This is a genomic window from Rhizobium sp. BK098 (assembly GCF_014193155.1).
Lineage (GTDB): Bacteria > Pseudomonadota > Alphaproteobacteria > Rhizobiales > Rhizobiaceae > Rhizobium.
Genome location: NZ_JACHYY010000005.1, coordinates 143,398 through 166,549, shown reverse-complemented (window position 1 = coordinate 166,549; position 23,152 = coordinate 143,398). Strand labels below are relative to the sequence as shown.

The window sequence follows — 23,152 nt, the reverse complement described above, 5'->3', positions numbered from 1 at the left end:
ATCTCGCCAGCCAGGGGCGGGATAACTCCGTGCCCGCCGCCAGCTCCATCACAAAGTCATGCCATCCGGGCCGAACAGATGGCAGCGCTCGGGATCGATATGGATGCTGACCGTTTCGCCGGCGCGGATGCTCTGTTGATCTTCCAGCGCGACCGTCAGTGCCTGGCCGCCATGCAGCGTGACGTAGAGGATGGTCTGGCCGCCGAGGTGCTCGACGAGATCGACGCGTGCGCTACCGAGCCCTACGCCGCGATCGCCGACGTTCAAATGTTCCGGGCGCGCGCCAAGCGTCACGGGCTGTCCGGGCTGGAGACCACCGAGCCGGCGCGGCAGGCGCACGGTTTGGCCGGCGAGATCGATGACGGCGGAGCCGTCGTCAGAGGCGACGATCTTCGCATCGAGGAAGTTCATCTTCGGCGAGCCGATGAAGCCGGCGACGAACTTGTTCTTCGGCCTGTTGTAGAGGTCAAGGGGAGCGCCGACCTGCTCGATCTTGCCGCCATTGAGCACGACGATCTTGTCGGCCATGGTCATGGCTTCCGTCTGGTCGTGGGTGACATAGATCATGGTGTTGCCGAGCCGCTGGTGCAGGCGGGCAATCTCGACGCGCATCTGCACACGCAGTTCGGCATCGAGATTCGAGAGCGGCTCGTCGAAGAGGAAGATGTTGGGCTCGCGCACGATGGCGCGGCCGATGGCGACGCGCTGGCGCTGGCCACCGGAAAGCTGCTTCGGCTTGCGCTGCAGCAGCTGCTTGATCTGCAGGATCTCGGCCGCCTTTTCGACGCGGGGCTGGATTTCCTGCTTCTTCATGCCGGCAGTTTCGAGGCCAAAGGCCAGGTTCTTGTAGACGGTCATATGCGGATAGAGCGCATAGGACTGGAAGACCATGGCGATGCCGCGCTTGGAAGCGGGGACATCGTTCATGCGGCTACCGTCGAGATAGAGGCCGCCGCCCGAAATCGGCTCCAGCCCGGCGATCATGCGCAGGAGCGTGGACTTGCCGCAGCCGGATGGGCCGACGAAAACGGTGAACTCTCCCGGTTCGATTTCCAGATCGATCCCGTGAACCACCTGAAGCTCGCCATAGCGCTTGATAACTTTCTGCAGCGATACGCTTGTCGCCATGGGTGCTTCCTCCTTCTTGGTTCCGATGGCTCGCGGAGCAATGTTCATGCCGGCCTCCAGCTCTTGTATTTCTTGGCTTCCGGCCCGACGGGGAAGCGGACTTCCGTGCGGGTTTCCGACGATTCGTAGAATGCCGTAACCAGCTCCAGCGCCTGGCGGGCATCGGCTGTCGTCACCGGCAACGGGCCGCCAGACACCAGCGCTTCGTGGAACAGCCTCATCTGCGTATTGAAACGGTTCGGGATCGGCGACCAGTTGGCGAGCAGCGCATCGATCTTCGCGCCGATCTCGTCATTGGCCGGAACAATCTTCCATGGATCCTGGCCGGGGCTGTAGGGCTCGTGGTTGCTTTCGATCAGGACGTTTTCGAAGGCGAGCCGCAGGCGGCTGATCTGCTCCTGCGAGCCGAGCGTGGCGCTGATGGTGGCGAGTGCGCCGTTTTCCATCAGCAGGCTGGCGCTGGCGCAATCCTCGACCTCGATATCGTTGACCCGGGTGGCGACGCGGCCGAAGAGGCCTGCGATCGGTCCCATCAGATAGGTCAGCATATCGTGCAGATGGATGGAGTGCGTCATCAGAACGCCGCCGAGTTCGGTATCCCACTTGCCGCGCCAGGGGACCGCATAATAGTCGGCGCCGCGCACCCAATGTGTCTCTGACGTCGCTACATAGGGTTTGCCGGCGATGCCTGAAGCGATGATGCGCTTGGCCTTCTGGATGCCGTCGCCATAGCGATATTGGAAGATCGGCATCAGCCGGCCCTTGGCCGTCTTTTCGGCCGCGATAACCGCGTCGACATCGGCGAGCGAGCCGACGAGCGGCTTTTCGCAGACCACATGCTTGCCGGCCGATAGCGCCTGCATAATCAGTTGGAAATGCGAGCCGGGCGGCGTGCAGATGTCGATGATGTCGATATCGGGCATGTTGAGGACTTCGGAGAAATCCCTGAGGCGTCTCGCGATGCCGAATTCATCGCCGACCGCGTTCAGGCGTTCCTCGTTGAGATCGCAGAGAACGGCGACCTCGAAACGATCCGAATGCGGCAGATAACCTTCGACGATGTGGGAGCGGCCGATGCCGAGGCCGATGATCGCGACTTTCTTGATGTCGGACATATCGCAATTACCTTTGAATGTTCTTGAGCGATGTAGCCTCGGCAAGCGCCTGCGCCTTCAGCGCCAGCTCCATGGCCTTGAAGCAATGTTCCTGGCCCATGGCCGTTTCGGTGCGATCTCTTATGTCGGCGACAAGCTGGCGGCCATAGGGCAACTCCACTCCGCTGCAATCGATATGCTGCATGCCCTTGCGGTCGGTCAGGAAGAGGTGATCGGTGCCGGGCCGGCCGGCAACGTCGATATATTTGCGCAGCTCGATCGTGCCTTCTGTGCCCAGAATGAAGAGGCGACCGTCGCCCCAGGTGGAAAGACCGTCCGGCGTGAACCAGTCGACGCGGACATAGCCGGTGACATCAGGCGTCCTCACATGGAAATCGCCATAGTCCTGCAGGCCCGGCGTTTCTGGATTGGCGCGATTGGACACCGTTGCCGACAGCACTTCGGCTTCAAGGGAATCGGCAAAGAACAAGAACTGCTCGCACTGATGCGAGGCGATGTCGGCGATGATGCCGCCATAGCGCTTGCGGTCGAAGAACCAGTCCGGGCGGGTCGGCTTGCGCAGACGGTGCGGACCGAGGCCCGTGGTGTGGATGACCTTGCCGATGGCGCCCGCCTTCACCAGTTCGCCGGCCTTGACTGTCGAGGCCGTCTCGAAATGCTCGGAGTAGAGGATGGAGACGATGCGCTTGGTCTCGGCCTGTACCTTTTTGACGTCTGCCAGCTGATCCAGCGTCACCATGCCGGGCTTGTCGAGCATCACGTCCTTGCCGTGACGCATGGCCTCGATGGCAAGGCCGGCGCGCTCGCTGGAAATCGCGGCGCTGACGATCAGCGCGATGGAGCTATCCTCGAGGATTTCCCTTTTGTCGACAACGCGTCGTGCCTGCGGAAAGCGCTCGGCGAAGGTGGCGGCGAGATCGTCCTCCACCGCATGGAAGGCGACGAGTTCGGCGCCGGCCCGCAGCATGACGTTGACCTGGCCGTAGATGTGATCGTGATTGAGGCCGATGGCGGCGAAGCGCAGCGCGCTCATGCGACATTTCCTTTCGTGGGTTTGTGGGTTCGCGGCCCCAAATCTTGGGTATTCGGGACCACGGGCTTCGTAATCAGCGTTTGAGACCGGCGGTCGCGATGCCGTCGATCAGCAGCCTCTGGAAGAAGAGGAAGATCAGGAAGACCGGGATCAGCGACAGGCTCGACATGGCAAACAGGCTGCTCCAGTCGGAACTTCCGGTGGAGTCGACGAAGGAGCGCAGGCCGAGCTGCACCGTGTAGGTGTTGATATCCGATAGATAAATCAGCGGCCCGAAGAAATCGTCCCAGGTCCAGATGAACGAGAAGATGGCGGCCGTTGCCAGAACGGGAAGCGACAGGGGCAGCATGATGCGCCAGTAGATGCGCCAAGGGCTGCAGCCGTCCATCATCGCGGCCTCATCCAGCTCGCGCGGAATGCCGCGGAAGAACTGCACCATCAGGAAGATGAAGAAGGCGTCGACCGCCAGGAATTTCGGCACGACGAGCGGCAGCATGGTCTTCACCCAGCCGAGCTTCAGGAAGAGGATATATTGCGGGATCAGCGTGACGTGATAGGGCAGCATCAGCGTGCCCAGCATCAGGGCGAACCAGAAATTCTTGCCCCAGAAATTCAGCCGCGCGAAGGCGTAGGCCGCCAGCGAGCAGGAAATGACATTGCCGATGACCGACAGCACGGCGATGACAGCCGAATTCCAGACGAATTTGCCGAAGGTGACCTGGCCGCCGAACCAGCCGCGGGCGTAGGAGCTGAAATCGAAATGTGACGGGATCAGCGATGCTGTGCCGAAGATCTCGTTCTGGTCCTTGATCGAGCCTGAGAGCATCCACAGCAGCGGATAGAGCATCACGATCGACGCGGCGACGAGGGCGACGTGGATGAGGACGGAGAGGAACCACGGGCGCTCGCGCGGCGGCTTCATGTCCTCGGCAAAATGGGTGAGCTTCGCGTCAGTCATCGTAGTGGACCCAATAACGAGCGGAGAGGAAGGAGAAGGTGGTGAAGATCGCGATGATGATCACCAGGATCCAGGCCAGCGCCGAGGCATAGCCCATGCGGAAATAGCCGAAGGCTTCCTGGTAGAGATAGAGCGTATAGAACAGCGTCGAATCGATCGGCCCGCCGGTGCCGGAGGAAATGACGTAGGCCGGCGTGAAGGCCTTGAAGGCGTCGATCGTCTGGACCACGGCGTTGAAGAAGATCACGGGCGTCAAAAGCGGCAGGGTGATCTTGAAGAAGATCCGCGCCTTGGAGGCGCCGTCCAGGCTGGCGGCCTCGTAGAGATCCGTCGGGATCTGGCGCAGTCCTGCGAGGAAGATGATCATCGGCGAACCGAACTGCCAGATGGCCAGGATGATGAGCGTATAGAGCGAATAGTCGGGATTGGAGATCCAGCTCGGCCCGTTGATGCCGAAGGCGTACCAAAGCAGGGTATTGACGATGCCGTCGGCATCGAAGATCTGACGCCAGAGCACCGCAATCGCGACGCTGGAGCCGAGCAGCGACGGCAGGTAGAAGATGGCGCGGTAGACCGGCAGGCCCTTGATGCCGCGGTTGAGCAGCAGCGCCACCAGCAGCGCGAAGGCGAGCTTCAGCGGCACCGAACAGACGACATAGAACAGCGTCACCTTCATCGACGACAGGAACTTGTCGTCGGCCGTTGCGATCCGCACGTAGTTCTCGATGCCGACGAGGTTAGGCGACTGCAGCAGATTGTAGTCGGTGAAGGAGAGATAGAGCGAGGCAATCGCCGGGCCGAGGGTCAGTCCGAAGAAGCCAATGAACCACGGCAAAAGGAAGAGATAGCCGGGTGCGTTGCGCGCGAATGCGCTCGGCGCCTTATAGGCGGTTTCCACGCGCAACGGCGCGCGCGCGCCGACGGCCAAGCCGCCGGCAACGCTCTTGCTGTTTGTACCCACGGTGTCAGCCTCGCGTAATGTTTGCTGCTGCCTGTTCGGTGAACTTCGTGCCAGCGTCCTGTGCGCTGGTTTTGCCGAAGGCCACCTCCTCGGCGATCTTCTTCAGCAGGAATGCATTCTCGCCGGCGCCGTTCGGCGGAGATGGTGGCAGCGCTCCGACATGTGGTGTCAGCCGGCCGATATAATCGACCACCTGTTTACTGACGGGATCCAGATCCGGCGTCAGGAGATCGCGGATCTTTTTTGAAGGCGGAACGCCGCGCTCGACTCCGAGTGCCTTGGTGCCTTCCGGGTCTTCGACTAGGTAGTTGACGAAGGCGACGGCGGCATCCTTGTTCTGGGATGTGGCCGAGACCGACATGAGCATGGAGGGCTTCAGATACTGGCCGGGTTTGCTGTCTGCACTCGCGACCGGATAGGAGACGATATCGAGCTTTTCCTTGTTCAGGCCTTGAATGGCCACGAACTGGTTGGAATGGGCGAAGCTCATCGCTGCCTTTTTGGTGACAAGCATATCGGTTTCGAGTGTCTGCTGATCGAGCGCCTGCACGTCGGCCGGAACGCAGGCGCCGATCTTGCGCATATGGCCCCACAGATCGAACCATTCGGTAGCGTCCTTGGCTTCGAAGGCGAGCTTGCCGTCCGTCGTATAGAGCGCCTTGCCGCGCTGGCGTAGCCAGCATTCTAGCGCCGGCTCCCCGCCGCTCGCGTCGGCCGTGCCATAGAAACCGCGACGCTTCTTGGCGGCGGTTACCTTGGCGCAGGCATCGCCGACCTGTTCCCACGTCATGGCGTCATGTGGCGGTTCGACACCAGCTTCGGCCCAGGCGGCCGTGTTGAGGACGACCATGAAGGAATTCACGCCGAGGCTGACGCCGTAGATCTTGTTGTCGACCTTGCCGGAATCGATGTTGGCGGGGCCGAAATCCTCGATCTTCAGGCTCTTGCCTAGATAAGGCGTCATGTCGAGCAGCGCGCCGCGGCGGGCATATTCGAAGATGTAGCGATAGTCCATCTGGATGAGGTCGGGCGCATTGCCGCCCCCGGTCTGCGTGGCGAGGCGCGTCCAATAGCTGTCCCAGCCGAAGGATTCGCCGGCGACGGTGATATCCGGGTTCTTGGCCTGATAGGCCTTTACCGCTGCAAATGTCCGGTCGCTGCGCTCCTTCGATCCCCACCAAAGAAGGCGCATCGCGGTTGCCGCATTGGCGCGGGAAAGTCCGATACTGCTGAAAGCAAGTGTGGCTGCCATGCCGGCAAGCAACTGCCGGCGGTCGATCGTCAACGTCATCCTGGTCTCCTCCCCAGCGAACCGATGATTTACGAACTGCTTTGCATGATATAACTATTTGGTTACAAGTTGGATAGAAACGCGACCGCTGTCAAGCGCCAATCGTGCGGCAATCAAAACGATGCATGGCAGAACCGGCCGCATCCGTCGCTAATGCTACCGTTCGGAAGGAGATCGTCCATGGCGGTCAGGGCGAGACAAGAGACTGAAAATAAAGCACAAGCGGATGCCTGCAAGACCATGGACAAGCGGTCAACGAAGGCCTCACGCAATCCGCAGCGCACCCAGGAAACGATCCTGGACGCGGCGACGGAAGAATTTGCCGCGCATGGTTTCGGCGGCGCCCGGGTGGATGCGATCGCAGCGCGGGCACAGACCAACAAGCGGATGCTCTATCACTATTTCGGCGATAAGGAGGGGCTCTATCTCGCCGTGCTAGAGGCGAGCTATGCGACGATCCGCAATGCCGAAAAGCAGCTGGATCTGGCGCATCGTCATCCGGAGGAGGGGATGCGGGAGCTGGCCTTGTTCACCTGGCGGCATTTCCTAGCGCATCCTGAGTTTTTGAGCCTGCTTGCCACCGAAAACCTGCATCACGCGCATTATCTGCAGCGCTCCGATAGAATCTCGGCCATGCATTCGCATCTGATCGACGAGCTTTCCGATGTGCTGCGTCGCGGGGAGGCACTCGGCATTTTCCGGCCGGCAGTCGATCCGATATCCGTTTATCTCACGATCGCGGCGCTCGGTTTCTTCTATCTGTCGAACCGCCATACGCTGTCGACGATTTTTGCACGGAAGCTGATGGCGCCGGATGCGCTCAATGCCTGGGGTGAGCATATCGTTGCCGTCACGCTTGCTTCGATCCGGGTGTAATGCCGTGCAGCGCAGCGGTTTCGAGAAATTTTCAAAAGGTAATTGACAAGGCCGGAGGTAACGCGCGATCTTGTAACTATATGGTTACATTGCTTGGAGGACCAAGCATTTGCTTTTCCTGATTCTGGAGGGAATCGGGCGTGGAGGAAAATCATGAAGTCTGTCGTGCCGACACGATCTATCTCCTGCCATAGGGCGATGCGATTGGCTGACGGTAAACTGCTTCTGCAATGAACTGAATAGCCCGCACCCCAGCCCTCTCCCGTTGAAACGGGGAGAGGGGGCGACAGAGCAAACCAACTCGCTATATCAATTTCGAGCTGGAAGACTCCCTCTCCCCGCAGGCGGGGAGAGGGTTGGGGTGAGGGGCCACGCATATTGGTGCCCTATGAAAATAGACTTGCCTGACCATAACAGGAGCCGACCAGCATCATGACCGATCCATTGAACATCAGGCTTGTCGAGGCCGAGACATTCGAGCGCCCGGTCAAGTTGCGGCTTCCCTTCCGTTTCGGGGCGGCGACTTTGCGGGAGGCGCGACAGATTTTTCTGCGGGTACGCATCGAGGATGCGCAGAGACGGTCGGCGGAGGGCATGGCAGCCGAGCTGATGGTGCCGAAATGGTTCGACAAATCGCCCGACCTTTCCAATGCCGACAATGAAAACCAGCTGCGCCGGTCGCTGGCTCTGGCGCTCGATTCCCTAAGAGATGCGGGTGCGGGAACAGCTTTTGGCCTGCATGCGGCGGTCGAGCCCTCGCATCACGCCCGCGCGGCGGCTGAGAAGCTGAACGGGCTTGTCGCATCCTTCGGTTTGGCGCTTGCAAACCGGGCTATTCTCGACGCGCTCTGCCGGCTGGAAGGGCTGACGGTCGCGAGAGCAATCAAGGCGAACCGCCCCGGCATCGATGCTTCCACCGCGCGCGATCTCTCGGGCTTCGATCTCTCCGGTTTCCTCTCGACCTTGCAGCCATCCACAAGCCTTGCTGCCCGCCATACTGTCGGCCTGGTCGATGCCATCGTATCAGGCGATATTCCGGCAAGCGAGCGGCTGAACGACGGCCTGCCGGAGAGTTTCGAAGAGGCGATCGACGCCTATGGCCTGACCTTTTTCAAGGTCAAGGTTTCCGGCGCCCCGGATGCTGATATCGACCGCCTTTGCCGCGTCGCTGCCGTCATCGATGCCAAGGTGCCCAATTACTCGGTGACGCTCGACGGCAACGAGCAATTTTCATCCGCCGAGGCGGTCGCCGATCTGCTTGGCCGCGTGAAGGAGGAGCCGAGGCTTGCGCGTTTCGCTTCTTCGATCCTGTTTGTCGAGCAGCCGATCGCCCGCGCCCATGCCTTCGAGAAGCCGGTGAAGGCGCTCGCCGCCTTCAAACCGGTGGAGATTGACGAATCCGATGCCGATATCGATGCCTTCGTTACGGCGAGGGCGCTTGGCTATACCGGCATATCCTCGAAATCCTGCAAGGGTTTCTATCGCTCGCTATTGAACCGCGCCCGCGTCGCCAAATGGAGCGCCGAGGGCGGTATTCCCTATTTCATGTCGGCGGAGGATCTGACGACACAGGGCGGCCTTGCCGTGCAGCAGGATCTGGCGCTCGCTTCCCTCATCGGCATGACGCATATCGAGCGCAACGGTCACCACTATGTCGACGGCATGGCCGGTGCGCCGGAGGCGGAGCAGGCCGCTTTCGCCGAGGCCCATTCCGATCTCTACCGCGTCAGCAATGGCCGCATGCGGCTGCGGATCGAGGCGGGGCAGCTTGCGATCCGCTCCGTTATCGGTGCTATCGGTCTCGGTTCGTCGGTCGCGCCGGACTGGACGGCGATGGAGAGGTCGCTGACAGCGTAGATTCTCTGCATGCCGAAGTAAATGAAGGTCGCCGAGGCCTCATCATCGCTGTTTGCAGAGTCTGGAGGAGCAGATGCAGTCATCGAGGAAACGTTACGTTCTGGTCGGCACGGGAAACCGTGGCGCGACCATGTGGGGCAAGGATCTTGTGGAGCGCTGGAGCAATGAGGTCGAGCTCGTCGCAGTGTGTGATCTCAACGCCATGCGGGCAAAGCGGGCGCTCGACTATATCGGCGCATCGGTGCCCATCTATACCGACTTCGACGAATTGCTGCAGGTGGAAAAGCCGGATCTCGTTATCGTCTGCACCCGCGATTCCACCCATGACGATCTCATCGTCAAGGCGATGGAAGCCGGCGCCGATGTTATCAGCGAGAAGCCGATGACGACGACTGTCGATAAGATCAAGCGCATCCTCAATGCCGAGGCGCGCACCGGCAAACGGCTGGATATCTCCTTCAACTACCGTTTCGCACCCACGGCGGCGAAGATCAAGGAGCTGATCAATTCGGGCGTCATCGGCGATGTCACCTCTGTCGACTTCCATTGGTATCTCGACACCAGCCATGGTGCTGATTACTTCCGCCGCTGGCATGCTTACGTCGAAAATTCCGGCAGCCTCTTCGTTCATAAGGCGACTCATCATTTCGACCTTTTGAACTGGTATCTGGATTCCGATCCGGAAACGGTCGCCGCCTTTGCCGATCTCAAGCATTACGGCCGCAAGGGTCCGTTCCGCGGTGAGCGCTGTCGAAGCTGTCGGTACAAGGACGAGTGCGACTATTATCTCGACATCAGCGAGACGCCGCTGCTCGAAAGCCTCTATGAGGATCCGTCGACCGTCGATGGCTATGTGCGCGATGCCTGCGTCTTCCGCGAGGATATCGACATCCCCGATACGATGGTTGCCTCCATCCGCTATCGCAACGGCATCAACGTCTCTTATTCCCTGAATACCTATATGCCGATCGAAGGGCATCACATTGCCTTCAACGGTCACAAGGGGCGTATCGAGCTCCGGCAATATGAGAAGCAGAACTGGACGACACCGCCGGCGGACGAGATCGTCGTCATGAAGAATTTCGGCGATGTCGAGCGGATATGGGTGCCGCATTCATCCGGCGGGCACTATGGCGGCGACGACCGGCTGCGTAACATGCTCCTACGCTCCGGTCCGAACGACGAGCTCAAGCAGCGCGCTGGCTCGCGGGCAGGAGCGATGTCGGTCCTCTGTGGCATTGCCGCGCTGCAGAGCAGTCGCACAGGCCAGCAGGTATCGGTTGCCGATATCTGGGGCGAGGATGGCGGTCTCAATCTGCTGGAGCCGCGGCCTTAGGGTTGCGGCTTACAGTTGATGGAAACCACGCTGCGATCAGCTGCAGCTAGGGAGCTGCTGCGCGTAAAGTCTCGTCATGCCGTTGAAGCGCCTGGCTCCGGCGAGGGCTGTCGAATTGCCGCGCCACGATCCCTGCAGGTAGCCCTTGGGACCTGAGTAATAAGCGAGGTAGAGATCGTAGGAATTGTTCAGGGCGATGCCGGTCTGCAGATGCGTCTCGTAGTGATACCAGCCGACAAAGTCGATTGCGTCGGCGAAATTGGTGCGGCTCGCCGTCCAGTTGCCGGTTTCGCGCTTGTATTTATCCCAGGTGCCGTCGAGCGCTTGCGAGTAGCCGTAGGCCGTCGTCGGGCGCTTCCAGGGAATGAAGCCGAGCAAATAGCGCCGCGGCGGACGGGCGCGAGGCCGGAAGCCGGATTCGGTATAGATCGTCGCCATCAGGATCGGCACCGGCACGCCATATTTGCGTTCCGTGCGTTCGGCAGCTCGCTGCCAGTTGTTGAACCAGCCATCGCGCTGGTCGAAGATCGCGCAGATGTTGCGGGTGCGCGACGGTGCGGTGGCACAGCCTGCCAGCACGCTAAGCAGCATTACGGCCAGAATGGAAAGGACGCGGGTACGCATTACTAGAACCTCTTCATTGCTGCGCCGTGCGTCTTTCAGTGGCACGAGATACGCAGCAACAACCTGCCGGCGCATGATCCTTTCCAAAAGTTCGAGACCGAGCTTTTGGCGGACCCATGCTTATGAGATTGCTAGCGCGGAATGATTAAAAACGGGTTGTTTGCCTGTGTCGAAATGGGGCGATTTCAGGGTGTTTTCATGATTTTGCTGCGCCGTGTCAGGCCATGCGCACCATATCCTCGCGGCGGATTTCATAGAGCAGCGGCTTGCCCTCGATAAAGCGGATGGCTTCGTCCACCGCCATCTCACCGAGGCGGGTCCGTTCCAGCCCGACGGCACCGGCAATATGCGGCGTCAGGAAGACGTTCGGCAGTTCATAAAACGCCGACGCCGCCTCCGGAATTTCCGGATCGGTGACGTCGATAATTGCGTCGATCCGCCCGGTTTTCAGCACAACGATCAGGGCGGCTTCGTCGACCAGCGCGCCGCGTGCCGTATTGATGAACGTCGCCCCCTTCTTCATCAGCGACAATCGTCGGGCGTCGATCATATGGCGTGTGGCGGGCAGCGAGGGTGCATGCAGCGAGACGATGTCGGCCGATGCCATCAGCGCGTCCAGCTCGGCCTTTTCGACGCCGAGACGTGCCGCTTCGGCCGTATCGACCATCGGGTCATAGAGCAGGATACGGTAGTCGAAGGGAGCAAGCAGCTCGATCACCCGCCGGCCGATCCGCGAGGCGCCTATAATGCCGATGGTGCGGCCGTAGTTGCCGATGGCCTCGGCATGCATTGGTATCGTTCGATTGCGGTTGCGATCGGCAGTATAGAGATCACGAAACTGAAAGACTTTCTTGCCGGCAAAGATGATGGCGGCCAGCGTGAATTCGGCGACCGGCAGGGCATTGGCCTGGGCGGCGTGGCTGACCAGGATACCGCGATCGAAGAGGCTGTCGCCGAGCAGGCCCTTCACCGTGCCGGCGGCGTGGACCACCAGCTTCAGATGCGGCGCCTGCGCCAGTGCCGCAGCATCGATCGTCGGTGAGCCCCAGCCGGTGATGAGGATTTCGGCTTCCGCGAGCAGCTTGGCCGCGCGCTCGTCATCGAAGCGCTGCATCGGGGCTGCATCGAGCACGCGGCCGATGGTATCGAGACGCCGGATGAGTGCTTCCGGCAGAACATGCTGCGTGCGCGACGGCTGCATGGCAAAGGCGATGGCCGGGTGGCTGGAGAGGGATTGCGTCATGGCAGGCGACCCGGTGCCTTGATGGCGCTGACCGTGATCCCCTTGTCTTTGACGAAGGCGCGCAAGGCGTCGATATCGGGCTTCGCTGGCGGCTTCGCCCAGGCATGATCGACGGCAGCGGGGTTCTTCTCCGCAAGCACGGCAGAGACGAGAATGGTCTCGCCCGCGGGGATCGTGCCCCGCAGCTGCGGCACCAGGGTCTTTGCGACGATGAGGTTGGTGTTCGGCGGCGCCTTCTGTGCGATGCCTTCGCGTGGGATCGTCGAGCCGAGGTCGAGAATGCCGCTGAAATCCTCTTCACCTATGGCATAGGCGGCACCGATCACGGAGGCGAGCGTGTCGGCCTCAAAATCCCGCCGTGCGATGGCAAAGCCGCCTTCGGCCGTCTGCAGCGGCCGTGGCGTGGTGATCCTGTGCAGGCGGATGTGCCAGGGCGAGGCCGGCATCAGCCAGGTCTCCACCGTCACATCCGGATAGGGAGACCATTTGGCATAGAGCGTATCGCCGGCAAGTTTCGCCTCTTCATTTGTTTCGCGCACGCGGTAGTGCAGACCGTCATCGCTGAAGGCGAGCATGCTGTCGAAGGCGCCGCCGGCAAAGATGCGCTCGTCGCTTTCGACGCTGAAGCCGTAGCGCGCGGAATAGGCAAATTTCGAGTATTTCTCGGCGCCGAAGCGCATCTGCTGGTTTTCCTGGCCGGAGGAGAGTGCCACGACATCATCCCTACTGCACAGCAAGACCATGCCGGGATGCTTTTGCGGGATGATAGCCGGCTCATTCTCCGGCGGCTTTTCTTCGGCGGTCCAGAATGGATGCGTTTCAGGCAGCGCCAGTGGCAGGAAGGCCTTGAAGGCCCAATAGGGCGAGCCGGCGGAGTTATAGTTCTCCGACATCAGCAGATTGGGATAGGCAAAGCCGATCGGCAGGGTGCCGTCGCGATGGGCGATCGGCTTGTCGGCCCACCAGCGCAGGTGCCGGAGGCACAGGCCCTTGATTTCACCCCATGGCAGCGCCTCGACATCGGCAAAGGCGAGTGCTGACCAGAAGCCGGCGCAGGCGAAGCGATAGGTCAGGCTGCGGCCGAAGGGGATGGTGGCGCCATCGGGCGCGAACCAATGGCGGAAATCCCTGGCGAAGAGCGCTGCACGCTCGCGGTAGCGCTCGGCGCGATCATCATCCACCAGCTTGGAATAGATCAGCCCGTAAAAATGCATGGCGAAGGGAATGTAGTGATCGATACGGCGGACATTGCCGTCGCGATACCAGCCGTCAGCGATATAAAAGCCGTCCAGCTCGTTCAGATAGGTTTCGGTCAGGCTGCGATCGAAGGCGGCGCCGAGCCGGTCGAGTGCGATATCCACGAAGATGCGGAAGAATTTCCAGTTGTTGTCGGCATAATCGAAGGTGCGGGCGTGCTTGAGATAGCTGATCAGATTGTCACGCGCGCGCTGATCGAGCGGCTCCCAGATCTTTTCGGGTACGAGCGCAAGCGCGAAGCCGAGAGCGGCCAACTCGACCATGCGCTGGTCGCGGCCGTTGACCGTGCCCCAATATTCCGGATGTTGCGGATCGACGCCACTGGCGAGGCCCTCAGCATAGCGTTCCCAATGGCGGAAATCGCCGCCGCCGGCCCCGAGCGGCGCGAGGCCCCAGAGCGGGCGGGCGAAACCCTCGAGATCGGCGGCGGCGCGGTCGAAATGGGCGCCTGCGCCATCGATGCGGACGCGGGCATTGCCCTCGGAAAAGTAGGGTAGCAGCGGATCGAACAGATCGGCGAGCGCGCGGCGCATGTCCGGGAGGGTCTTCAGCGGGTTGCCGGCAAGCGGATTGGAGCTGGCGGGGTCATAGATCATCGGTTCGGCTTTCTCGATCGTTTCCGCGGTGGATTGAATTTCAGGTTTCGGGTGGCAACGTGCCGCCGGCGATCGGCTGGACGCCGTGGCAGATGTGGCGGGCCGGCGCATCGCGGTCGCGGAAGCGTGCGATCATCAGGCCGATCGCTTCGCGACCGAGAGCTGCGCGGTCGACGCGCATGGTTGCCAGCCGAGGATTGGTCATCAGGGCGCAGGGAAGGTCGTCGAAGCCGACGATAGCGAAATCCTCTGGCACCCGCAGGCCTGCTTCAATGACGGCGTCGAGCACGCCGACAGCGATGAAATCGTTCATGCAGAAGGCGGCGGTATAGCCTTTGTCTGCCGCAAGGATCTCGGCGGTCTTGTCGTGGGCTTCCTGGCTGGAGCTACCCCTGAAATTCATCGGCACGATGCGGCCTTCAGCGCCTTCCACCGAAGCGATCGCCGCCTCGAAGCCGCGGATGCGCTCGCGGATCGTCTGCCGATGCGAGCCGGTCAGGTGCAGAATGCGGCGGTGGCCGGCGTCAAGCAGACGTCGGGTCGCGTTATAAGCACCGAAGAAATTCGAGGGTGAAACGCCGTCGAAGCGCAGCTTCGGATCGGTGCCGTTGACGAGCACGGTCGGCGTGCCGCTTGCTGCAAGCCAGCGACATAGGTCTTCCGATGGGTCGATGCCGACGAGAAAGAGGCCCTCGGCGCTGGCGGTCTGCAGATATTCCCTCACCAGTTCCGGTTCCGTCCTTGCCTCGCGGATGAGGCGGATATCGAAGCGCATGCCGCGCTCGGCAGCGCCTGCGCGAAGGCCCTCCAGAATGCCTTCATAGAAGACGCTCAAACCGCCGGTGACGCTGTCACTGGCGATCAATGCCAGGCCGCCGGCTGCCGTCTCGGCTGCGGTCTTCAGCGGATAGCCGAGATCACTCGCCACCTTGAAGATGTGCTGGCGGATCGTCTCGCTGATGCCGGGTTCATTGGTGAGGACCCGCGACACCGTCGAGACGGAGACGCCGGCGGCAGCGGCGATGTCGGCCTGCCTGATGCGTTTGGAGCGATTATCGTTCATGTCGCAAACGCTATGCAAAATTATGCAAATTTGCAATAGAAAGATTTTTTATTGCACGGTGCAATGAAGTTGCATATCGTCACGCTACTTGTCCGCTGAAGGCGTCGGGGAGATCGCCGCGGATGGCAACGCAAGAGAAGGAGGAATCTCATGCGCATGAATCGTCGTTCTTTCATGATCGGAGCCACTGGGACCGCGGCCGGCATTGCCTTCGGGGGAGGCGCAATGCCCGCCTTTGCCGATGCGACGCAGCTCCGGGCGATGTGGTGGGGCTCGCCCGATCGCGGCAAGCGTACCGTCGCGGTTGCCGAACTGTTTCACAGCAAGAATCCTGATTTGTCCGTCATCGGCGAGAGCATCAGCGGCGACGGCTACTGGGCCAAGCTCGCCACGGGAATGGCCAGCCAGAACATTGCCGATGTCTTCCAGCTCGAGCCGAGCACGATCTCGGATTATTCGAAACGCGGCGCCTGCATGCCGCTCGACCAGTTTGTGCCCTCGACGCTGAATATCGACAGCTTCGGCAAGGACGTGTTGAAGCTGACCACGGTCGACAACAAGCTTTATGGCGTTGGTCTCGGACTGAATTCTTTCGCAATGTTCTATGACGAGGACATGTTCAAGAAGACCGGCCTGACGCCGCCCGGTCCGACGACGACATGGGCCGAATATGCCGATCTCGCGGTGGAAATGACCAAGGCTGCCGGTAAGCGTGGATATTGGGGTGGGCCGTATGGAGCGCGCTACAATTACGTGCTCGATGTCTGGCTGCGCCAGCGCGGCAAAAGCCTCTTCACCGAAGAGGGTGGACTCGGCTTCGGCGTCGACGACGCCAAGGAATGGTACAACTACTGGGAAGAGCTGCGCAAACGCGGCGGCACGGTCTCAGCCGATGTGCAGACGCTCGACCAGAACGTCATCGAAAGCAACTGCCTGGCGCTCGGCAAATCTGCGATCGGCATGGCCTATTCCAATCAGCTCGTCGGTTACCAACTTGTCGTCAAGAGCAAGCTCGCCGTCACCATGCTGCCGCGCGAGAAGAAGGATGGCCCGTCCGGCCATTATTATCGTCCGGCGCTGATCTGGAGCGTCGGTGCCACCAGCAAGAATGGCGAAGCGGCGGCAAAATTCATCAATTTCTTCGTCAATGATCTCGATGCCGGCAAGATCCTCGGTGTCGAGCGCGGCGTGCCGATGTCGCCTGCCGTTCGGGCCGCCATCCTGCCAACGCTCAATCCGGTGGAACAGCAGACGGTGCACTATATCGAGCTGTTGAAGGATCAGGTGGGCACCTATCCCGTGCCGGCGCCGCTCGGCTCCCAGGAATTCGACGTGAACGTCGCCCGCCCCGTCGCCGACCAACTCGCCTTCGGCAAGATCACGGTCGCCGAGGCGGCGAAGCGGCTGGTGGAGGAAGGTGCCACGAAATTGAAGCGGAAGGGTTGATTGGTGGCTGGCTATGGGGGGACGGTCAGGCCGGTTCAATCTGTCAGGGTCAGCCCGGTCCGTACCGTCCGCGGCCCCTCACCCTAACCCTCTCCCCGCTAGCGGGGAGAGGGGACGACAGAGCAAGCAATTGGCCTTTCCGCTGAATTGAAGCAGCGTTCGGACATGGTTGCTCCCTCTCCCCGCATGGCGGGGAGAGGGTTGGGGTGAGGGGCCAGGCACAGAGTTGCCACAGCCACGAATTCACCTGACAGGTTTCTATCGACGAAGGTCACTTCCCATCCCAGGGCTTCAGTACATCCTGCTTCATCCGGCGCTGTTCTTCCGGCGGCAGCTTGTAATCGCCCTTGTAGGGCGCACTCTCGAACGAGCCGTAGGTCGGATTGGCGATGGCGATCCAGTCGTGGCCGAAATGCGCCTTGTTGGCTTCGAAGACTTTCTGGCGCTCCTCGACGGTCCCCTTGTACTCGTCGGTAAAGTCGCCGAAATTGTCGCCGAACATCAGGAGAATGCGATAGTTCTTGGCGATGAAGGCGCGGCGCGTGCCCTTGGCCGAACCCCAGTCCGGCTGCTCTTTGGCGCTCAGGAACGTGTCGACATTGTCGCCCATTGGAAAACCGAAGCGTTTCATTTCTTCAACGGTCGGACCTTCCTCATCGGCGGTGCGGTTGGTGACGTAGAAGACCTTCACGCCCTTCGAAGCCGCGTATTGGGTAAATTCCACTGCGCCGGGAATAGGCTTGTCCTGCTGAGCATTCACATATTGCGTCCAGGTATCCGGCTTGAAGCTGGTGCCTGCTGTGATGTTACGCGCCTGATAGGGCGAGGTGTTAAGAATGGTGTCATCGACATCGAGGATGATGGCGGGTGGAAAGTCCTGGAAATTGCCTGTTTGCTCGACCGGAGCTGCGGTCCAGTTCTTGTCGGTCAGCGCTTCGTCGAGCCTGATACGGCCGAGCGCATAGGCACCAAGCGCGTTGGCCTGCGCCTCGACCGATGTCTGGTCCCAAAGAACGGCATTGAGATTGTCGTCTGGCGATGGTGCCGGCAGATCGGCACTGAGAGCCGGCAGGGCGGCAACAAGGCCAATGGCGGTGATGAGCGTCCTGCGCCCAAAATATCCGTTTCTCACGCTGTTCTCCTTATGCAGAAATCCATGAAATATATCAATGGGTTCTGATGTGCGTCGACATCATGATCCGGATAAGGATAGTTCGTGCTCGCGGGAAATGTGTCAAGTCTGTGACAGTCATCGCAGCATTATTTTTGCGAAACTTTCGTCCCGACGAAAAATGCCGGAGCTCTTTCGAGCCCCGGCACCCATTTCGCGTCATGTACCCGACTTATTTCTTCGCGTCGGCCCAACTCTTGACCAGCTCGTCGTAATTGACGGTGACCGGCTTTTCCTTTTCGCTGGCGACCTTCAGCTGTGGAGCGAGATGACCGTTCTTCACGGCATCGGCGTTCCAATAGGCAAGATCGTGTTCTTCGGCGAGCTTCGGGCCGATATCGCCCTGAACGCCTGCGCGTTCGATGCGCTGCATCACCTTTTCCTGATCGGCGCAGAGCGCATCCATAGCTCCTTGAGCATCCTTGGCACCCGATGCGGCATCGCCGATCGCCTGCCACCAGAGCTGTGCGAGCTTCGGATAGTCAGGGACGTTGGTGCCGGTCGGCGACCACTGCACGCGGGCGGGCGAGCGATAGAACTCGATCAGGCCGCCGAGTTCCGGCGCACGCTTGGTGAAGCTCTTGTCGCGGATGGTGGATTCGCGGATGAAGGTGAGGCCGACATGGCTCTTCTTCACGTCCACCGTCTTCGAGGTGACGAACTGCGCATAGAGCCATGCGGCCTTGGCGCGATCGACAGGAGTCGATTTCATCAGCGTCCAGGAACCGACATCCTGGTAGCCGAGCTTCATGCCGTCCTTCCAATAGACGCCATGCGGAGACGGTGCCATGCGCCACTTCGGCGTGCCATCCGAATTCATGACCGGCAGGCCGGGCTTGACCATATCGGCGGTGAAGGCCGTGTACCAGAAGATCTGCTGGGCGATATTGCCCTGCGACGGAACCGGGCCGGATTCCGAGAAGGTCATGCCCTGTGCTTCCGCCGGAGCATAGGCCTTCAACCAATCGAGATATTTCTGGATCGAATAGACGGCGGCCGGTCCGTTGGTGTCGCCACCACGCGCGACGCAGGAGCCGACAGGACGGGAGTTGGCATCGACCTTGATGCCCCATTCATCGACCGGCAGGCCGTTCGGCAGGCCCTTGTCGCCGTTGCCGGCCATGGAAAGCCAGGCATCGGTGAAGCGCCAGCCGAGCGACGGGTCCTTCTTGCCATAGTCCATATGGCCGAAGACCTTCTTGCCATCGACATCGCGACCGGTGAAGAACTGGGCGATATCCTCATAGGCCGACCAGTTGACCGGCACGCCGAGCTCGTAGCCGTACTTGGCTTTGAAATCGGCCTTGTTCTTCGGGTCGTTGAACCAGTCGTACCGGAACCAGTAGAGGTTGGCGAACTGCTGGTCGGGAAGCTGATAAAGCTTCTTGTCCGGAGCAGTCGTAAAGCTGGTGCCGATGAAATCGGCGATATCGAGGCCCGGATTGGTGACGTCCTTGCCCTCGCCAGCCATCCAGTCAGTTAGGTTGCGCACCTGCTTGTAGCGCCAATGCGTGCCGATCAGGTCGGAATCGTTGACCCAGCCGTCATAGAGGTTCTGGCCGGTCTGCATCTGCGTCTGGATCTTCTCGACAACGTCGCCTTCCTGGATGACGTCGTGGGTGACCTTGATGCCTGTTATGGCGGTGAAGGCCGGCGCGAGAACCTGCGATTCATACTGGTGGGTCGTCAGTGTTTCGGACACGACCTTGATTTCCATGCCCTGGAAAGGCTTGGCCGCATCGATGAACCATTGCATTTCCTTTTCCTGGTCGGCGCGCGAGAGCGTCGAGAGATCGCCGATCTCCTTGTCCAGGAATGTCTTGGCTTCGTTCATGCCGGCGTTGGCTGTGCCGGCCAGGGCCAGCAAGGCAACTGCCGTTGTCGTCAAGAGATGCCGTCGCATATATTCCTCCCTACAGGTTGCGAGTGCATTGTCAGCCAGCCGGATTTCCGGCCATCTGTATCGATTTGCCTTACTGCTTCGTATGACCGGATGGGCAACGGAGCGGTAACGGGTTGAATTTCCGCGTCAGACCAGACGGAAGACACCGACGGCGTAGAGGACGGAAAGAGCAAGAGCCCACCATAGGCTGGGGCCTCCCAGGCCCAGCCAGGCGAGATGGATGAAGGCGGCGCCGAGCAGCGAAATGAACAGCCGGTCGCCGCGCGTCGTTTCGAAGCGCAGAATGCCGAGGCGCGGATTGCCGCCGGGCGAAAAATATTCCCATACCGCCATGCCGATCAAAAGCAGCAGGATCGTCGCGAAGAACAGCGCCGTCGGCAGGGTCCAGGCCATCCAGGAAAAGTCTGTGTTCATGGCGGTTTCCTTTAGACGCGGCCGAGCGCGAAGCCCTTGGCGATGTAGTTGCGGACGAAATAGATGACGAGCGCGCCGGGGATCAGCGTCAGCACGCCGGCGGCGGCAAGCAGACCCCAATCCATGCCGGCGGCGGAGACCGTGCGCGTCATGATAGCGGCGATCGGCTTGGCGTCGGTTGTCGTCAGGGTGCGGGCGATCAGCAGTTCCACCCAGGAGAACATGAAGCAGAAGAAGGCGGCGACGCCGATGCCGCTTGCGATCAGGGGGATGAAGATCTTGATGAAGAAGCGCGGGAATGAATAGCCGTCGATATAAGCGGTTTCGTCGATTTCCTTCGGCACGCCGGACATGAAGCCTTCGAGAATCCAGACGGCCAGCGGCACGTTGAACAGGCAATGCGCCAGCGCCACGGCGATATGGGTATCGATCAGGCCGAAGGCCGAATAGAGTTGGAAGAAGGGGAGCGCAAAGACCGCCGGCGGCGCCATTCGGTTCGTCAGCAGCCAGAAGAAGACGTGCTTGTCGCCGAGGAAGCGGTAGCGCGAGAAGGCGTAAGCGGCGGGAAGGGCGCAGGCAACCGAGATCACCATGTTCATGACGACATAGGTGATGGAGTTGATATAGCCCTTGTACCAGGACGGATCCGTGAAGATGATCGCATAATTGCGCAGCGTCGGCTGGTGCGGATAGAGGGTCAGGCCGCCAATGATTTCCTCATTGGTCTTGAAGCTCATATTGACGAGCCAATAGATCGGCAGCAGCAGGAAGACGATGTAGAGCGTCGGCACAAGCCAGGACCACCGGCCTTTTTCGCCGGGACGGCGGACAACCTGCGCGCCCGTCGCGGTGACGGTATTTGCGGCGGCATCCGACGCTGCCATCTTGTGCATCGCGGCGTCATCGGCCGTGGTGGAGAAGGGTTTGCCGCTCATCGGCTTTCTCCCGCATCGTAATTGGTCATGACGGTGTAGAAGACCCAAGACAGCAGCAGCACGATCAGGAAGTAGATCAGCGACATGGCTGCTGCCGGGCCGAGGTCGAACTGGCCGAGCGCCATCTTCACGAGATCGATCGACAGGAAGGTCGTGGAGTTGCCGGGCCCGCCGCCTGTCACGACGAAGGGTTCGGTATAGATCATGAAACTATCCATGAAGCGCAGCAGCACGGCGATCAGCAGGACGCGGTTCATCTTCGGCAGCTGGATGTAGCGGAAGACGGACCAGCGCGAGGCGCCGTCGATCTTGGCGGCCTGGTAGAAGGCGTCGGGAATGGAGGCGAGGCCGGCATAGCAGAGCAGCACGACGAGGCTCGTCCAATGCCAGACGTCCATGATGACGATCGTCGCCCAGGCGTCTGCCGGATCGGAGACATAGTTGTAGTCGATACCGAGATTGACCAGCACATAGCCCATCAAGCCAATATCGCTGCGGCCGAAGACCTGCCAGATCGTGCCGACGACGTTCCAGGGGATCAGCAGCGGCAAGGCCATCAGCACGAGGCAGACGGGAACGCCGATGCCCTTCTTCGGCATGTTAAGCGCGATGAAGATGCCGAGCGGCACCTCGATCGCCAGGATGACGAAGGAGAAGATCAGGTTGCGGATCATCGAATCCCAGAAACGCCCGGAATGGAGGATCTCTTCAAACCATTGCGTGCCCGCCCAGAAGAAGACGTTGTTGCCGAACGTGTCCTGCACCGAATAGTTCACCACCGTCATCAGCGGGATGACGGCGGAAAAGCCGACCAGCAGCAGAACCGGAATGAGCATGAACCAGGCTTTGTTGTTCCAGGTCTTGTCCATCGTCAGGCTCCCATCTCGACGCGCCAGGAGTCGGCGTAAATATTGATGCCGGCCGGATCGAAGGCGATATGCGGCTCGGCCGGCACCGTCTGGTCCTCGCCGATGACGGCGACGATATCCTGGCCGTCGAGCTTGGCGCGGACCACCTTGCGGCGGCCGAGATCCTCGACCTTGGTGACGGTGGCGGGCATGCCGTCGCGGCCGATGCGGACGAATTCGGGGCGGATGCCGAGCTCGGAACGGCCGAACCGCTTCTCTTTAGGCGCGCCGGGCAGTGTGATCGTGCGGTTGCCGATGCGCGCGCTGCTGCCTTCGATTTCGACGGGCATGACATTCATGCCGGGCGAGCCGATGAAATAGCCGACGAAGGTGTGACGCGGACGCTCGAAAAGGTCGTTCGGCGTGCCGATCTGCACCACTTCGCCATTGTACATGACCACGACCTTGTCGGCGAAGGTCAGCGCTTCCGTCTGGTCGTGGGTGACATAGACCATGGTGAAGCCAAAGCGGCGGTGCAGCTGCTTCAGCTGCGAACGCAGCACCCATTTCATGTGCGGGTCGATGACGGTCAACGGTTCGTCGAACAGGATGGCGTTGACGTCGGAGCGCACGAGACCGCGGCCGAGCGAGATCTTCTGCTTGGCGTCGGCGGTCAGACCCCGCGCCTTGCGGTGGGCGCTGTCGGAAAGGCCGATCATCTCGATGATCTCATCGACCTTGCGCTTCACTTCGGCCTCCGGAATATGCCGGTTGCGCAGTGGGAAGGCGAGATTGTCGTAGACGGTCATTGTGTCGTAGACGACCGGGAACTGGAAAACCTGCGCTATGTTGCGCTCCTGGGTCGACAGCCGGGTCACGTCCTTGCCGTCGAAGAGGATGCGGCCTTCGGAAGCCTGCACCAGACCGGAAACGATGTTGAGAAGCGTGGTCTTGCCGCAGCCCGAGGGGCCCAGCAGAGCGTAGGCGCTGCCGTCTTCCCAGCTGTGATTGACTTCCTTCAGCGCATAGTCGGCGTCGGATTTGGGGTGGTCGTTATAGGCGTGCCGGATGTGGTCGAGATCGATGCGGGCCATAGT

Annotated in this window: 20 protein-coding genes; 4 read left to right on the top strand and 16 right to left on the bottom strand. The window is 60.8% G+C overall.

The features are described 5' to 3' along the window. Positions 1–48: 48 nt before the first annotated feature. The 6 genes from ugpC to FHT73_RS15240 all read right to left on the bottom strand — a co-directional run bounded on the left by ugpC (position 49) and on the right by FHT73_RS15240 (position 6,486). Complete coding sequence (gene ugpC / locus FHT73_RS15265) at positions 49–1,128, bottom strand: sn-glycerol-3-phosphate ABC transporter ATP-binding protein UgpC (RefSeq protein WP_112607036.1); 1,080 nt, start codon at positions 1,126–1,128, stop codon at positions 49–51. A gap of 44 nt (positions 1,129–1,172) precedes the next feature. Continuing rightward, positions 1,173–2,243: a Gfo/Idh/MocA family oxidoreductase gene (locus tag FHT73_RS15260; RefSeq protein WP_112606724.1), complete on the bottom strand. Its 1,071-nt coding sequence runs from the start codon at positions 2,241–2,243 to the stop codon at positions 1,173–1,175. Positions 2,244–2,250: 7 nt separating this feature from the next. Beyond that, entirely contained in the window at positions 2,251–3,276 is a 1,026-nt protein-coding gene (locus FHT73_RS15255) for a Gfo/Idh/MocA family oxidoreductase (RefSeq protein ID WP_112606722.1), read from the bottom strand. Positions 3,277–3,349: 73 nt separating this feature from the next. Then, positions 3,350–4,198 (bottom strand): carbohydrate ABC transporter permease, encoded by an 849-nt coding sequence (locus FHT73_RS15250; RefSeq protein ID WP_183713013.1) that lies wholly within the window; start codon positions 4,196–4,198, stop codon positions 3,350–3,352. A 28-nt stretch (positions 4,199–4,226) separates the two neighbouring features. Further along, complete coding sequence (locus tag FHT73_RS15245; protein WP_210290394.1) at positions 4,227–5,138, bottom strand: sugar ABC transporter permease; 912 nt, start codon at positions 5,136–5,138, stop codon at positions 4,227–4,229. Positions 5,139–5,199: 61 nt separating this feature from the next. Further along, positions 5,200–6,486, bottom strand: a complete 1,287-nt coding sequence (locus FHT73_RS15240) for an ABC transporter substrate-binding protein (protein WP_112606716.1) — start codon at positions 6,484–6,486, stop codon at positions 5,200–5,202. 240 nt (positions 6,487–6,726) lie between these two features. Here FHT73_RS15240 and FHT73_RS15235 point away from each other — a divergent pair, with 240 nt between their 5' ends. The 3 genes from FHT73_RS15235 to FHT73_RS15225 all read left to right on the top strand — a co-directional run bounded on the left by FHT73_RS15235 (position 6,727) and on the right by FHT73_RS15225 (position 10,555). Then, on the top strand, positions 6,727–7,362 hold the full coding sequence (locus FHT73_RS15235) for a TetR/AcrR family transcriptional regulator (protein ID WP_246699057.1): 636 nt from the start codon (positions 6,727–6,729) through the stop codon (positions 7,360–7,362). A 432-nt stretch (positions 7,363–7,794) separates the two neighbouring features. Beyond that, positions 7,795–9,219: a mandelate racemase gene (locus FHT73_RS15230; protein ID WP_183712655.1), complete on the top strand. Its 1,425-nt coding sequence runs from the start codon at positions 7,795–7,797 to the stop codon at positions 9,217–9,219. 73 nt (positions 9,220–9,292) lie between these two features. Continuing rightward, entirely contained in the window at positions 9,293–10,555 is a 1,263-nt protein-coding gene (locus FHT73_RS15225) for a Gfo/Idh/MocA family oxidoreductase (RefSeq protein WP_112606711.1), read from the top strand. Positions 10,556–10,591: 36 nt separating this feature from the next. Here the strand turns inward: FHT73_RS15225 and FHT73_RS15220 are convergent, their stop codons facing one another. The 4 genes from FHT73_RS15220 to FHT73_RS15205 form a co-directional block, all read right to left on the bottom strand. Beyond that, positions 10,592–11,179, bottom strand: coding sequence for a transglycosylase SLT domain-containing protein (locus FHT73_RS15220; protein WP_183713010.1), 588 nt, complete (start codon positions 11,177–11,179; stop codon positions 10,592–10,594). Between the two features lie 217 nt (positions 11,180–11,396). Further along, positions 11,397–12,422: a hydroxyacid dehydrogenase gene (locus FHT73_RS15215; protein ID WP_183712652.1), complete on the bottom strand. Its 1,026-nt coding sequence runs from the start codon at positions 12,420–12,422 to the stop codon at positions 11,397–11,399. Further along, positions 12,419–14,275 (bottom strand): DUF2264 domain-containing protein, encoded by a 1,857-nt coding sequence (locus FHT73_RS15210; RefSeq protein WP_112606707.1) that lies wholly within the window; start codon positions 14,273–14,275, stop codon positions 12,419–12,421. The genes FHT73_RS15215 and FHT73_RS15210 overlap by 4 nt, the downstream gene beginning before the upstream one ends. Positions 14,276–14,315: 40 nt before the next feature. Continuing rightward, positions 14,316–15,338, bottom strand: a complete 1,023-nt coding sequence (locus FHT73_RS15205) for a LacI family DNA-binding transcriptional regulator (RefSeq protein ID WP_183712649.1) — start codon at positions 15,336–15,338, stop codon at positions 14,316–14,318. A gap of 150 nt (positions 15,339–15,488) precedes the next feature. Here FHT73_RS15205 and FHT73_RS15200 point away from each other — a divergent pair, with 150 nt between their 5' ends. Then, a complete protein-coding gene (locus tag FHT73_RS15200) occupies positions 15,489–16,784 on the top strand; it encodes an ABC transporter substrate-binding protein (protein ID WP_112606702.1) in 1,296 nt (431 codons plus the stop codon). A 271-nt stretch (positions 16,785–17,055) separates the two neighbouring features. Here the strand turns inward: FHT73_RS15200 and FHT73_RS15195 are convergent, their stop codons facing one another. The 6 genes from FHT73_RS15195 to FHT73_RS15170 form a co-directional block, all read right to left on the bottom strand. Next, positions 17,056–17,916 carry an HAD family acid phosphatase gene (locus FHT73_RS15195; protein ID WP_183712646.1) on the bottom strand — a complete coding sequence of 287 codons (861 nt, stop codon included), beginning with the start codon at positions 17,914–17,916 and terminating at the stop codon, positions 17,056–17,058. A 211-nt stretch (positions 17,917–18,127) separates the two neighbouring features. Then, positions 18,128–19,858 carry an ABC transporter substrate-binding protein gene (locus FHT73_RS15190; protein ID WP_112336220.1) on the bottom strand — a complete coding sequence of 577 codons (1,731 nt, stop codon included), beginning with the start codon at positions 19,856–19,858 and terminating at the stop codon, positions 18,128–18,130. Between the two features lie 126 nt (positions 19,859–19,984). Then, positions 19,985–20,272 (bottom strand): DUF2160 domain-containing protein, encoded by a 288-nt coding sequence (locus FHT73_RS15185; protein WP_183712643.1) that lies wholly within the window; start codon positions 20,270–20,272, stop codon positions 19,985–19,987. Positions 20,273–20,283: 11 nt separating this feature from the next. Beyond that, positions 20,284–21,165: a carbohydrate ABC transporter permease gene (locus tag FHT73_RS15180; protein WP_246699061.1), complete on the bottom strand. Its 882-nt coding sequence runs from the start codon at positions 21,163–21,165 to the stop codon at positions 20,284–20,286. Positions 21,166–21,203: 38 nt separating this feature from the next. Next, positions 21,204–22,076, bottom strand: a complete 873-nt coding sequence (locus tag FHT73_RS15175; RefSeq protein ID WP_183712640.1) for a sugar ABC transporter permease — start codon at positions 22,074–22,076, stop codon at positions 21,204–21,206. A gap of 2 nt (positions 22,077–22,078) precedes the next feature. Next, positions 22,079–23,149 carry an ABC transporter ATP-binding protein gene (locus tag FHT73_RS15170; protein ID WP_112336224.1) on the bottom strand — a complete coding sequence of 357 codons (1,071 nt, stop codon included), beginning with the start codon at positions 23,147–23,149 and terminating at the stop codon, positions 22,079–22,081. Between the last annotated feature and the right edge of the window lie 3 nt (positions 23,150–23,152).

Bases quoted from the DNA above. Each gene is read 5' to 3' on its own strand.
- FHT73_RS15200 (WP_112606702.1), top strand. From the start codon at position 15,489: ATGCGCATGAATCGTCGTTCTTTCATGATCGGAGCCACTGGGACCGCG.
- FHT73_RS15190 (WP_112336220.1), bottom strand. From the start codon at position 19,858: ATGCGACGGCATCTCTTGACGACAACGGCAGTTGCCTTGCTGGCCCTG.
- FHT73_RS15260 (WP_112606724.1), bottom strand. From the start codon at position 2,243: ATGTCCGACATCAAGAAAGTCGCGATCATCGGCCTCGGCATCGGCCGC.
- ugpC (WP_112607036.1), bottom strand. From the start codon at position 1,128: ATGGCGACAAGCGTATCGCTGCAGAAAGTTATCAAGCGCTATGGCGAG.
- FHT73_RS15220 (WP_183713010.1), bottom strand. From the start codon at position 11,179: ATGCGTACCCGCGTCCTTTCCATTCTGGCCGTAATGCTGCTTAGCGTG.
- FHT73_RS15250 (WP_183713013.1), bottom strand. From the start codon at position 4,198: ATGAAGCCGCCGCGCGAGCGCCCGTGGTTCCTCTCCGTCCTCATCCAC.
- FHT73_RS15185 (WP_183712643.1), bottom strand. From the start codon at position 20,272: ATGAACACAGACTTTTCCTGGATGGCCTGGACCCTGCCGACGGCGCTG.
- FHT73_RS15205 (WP_183712649.1), bottom strand. From the start codon at position 15,338: ATGAACGATAATCGCTCCAAACGCATCAGGCAGGCCGACATCGCCGCT.
- FHT73_RS15230 (WP_183712655.1), top strand. From the start codon at position 7,795: ATGACCGATCCATTGAACATCAGGCTTGTCGAGGCCGAGACATTCGAG.
- FHT73_RS15240 (WP_112606716.1), bottom strand. From the start codon at position 6,486: ATGACGTTGACGATCGACCGCCGGCAGTTGCTTGCCGGCATGGCAGCC.
- FHT73_RS15170 (WP_112336224.1), bottom strand. From the start codon at position 23,149: ATGGCCCGCATCGATCTCGACCACATCCGGCACGCCTATAACGACCAC.
- FHT73_RS15215 (WP_183712652.1), bottom strand. From the start codon at position 12,422: ATGACGCAATCCCTCTCCAGCCACCCGGCCATCGCCTTTGCCATGCAG.
- FHT73_RS15175 (WP_183712640.1), bottom strand. From the start codon at position 22,076: ATGGACAAGACCTGGAACAACAAAGCCTGGTTCATGCTCATTCCGGTT.
- FHT73_RS15235 (WP_246699057.1), top strand. From the start codon at position 6,727: ATGGACAAGCGGTCAACGAAGGCCTCACGCAATCCGCAGCGCACCCAG.
- FHT73_RS15255 (WP_112606722.1), bottom strand. From the start codon at position 3,276: ATGAGCGCGCTGCGCTTCGCCGCCATCGGCCTCAATCACGATCACATC.
- FHT73_RS15210 (WP_112606707.1), bottom strand. From the start codon at position 14,275: ATGATCTATGACCCCGCCAGCTCCAATCCGCTTGCCGGCAACCCGCTG.
- FHT73_RS15225 (WP_112606711.1), top strand. From the start codon at position 9,293: ATGCAGTCATCGAGGAAACGTTACGTTCTGGTCGGCACGGGAAACCGT.
- FHT73_RS15180 (WP_246699061.1), bottom strand. From the start codon at position 21,165: ATGCACAAGATGGCAGCGTCGGATGCCGCCGCAAATACCGTCACCGCG.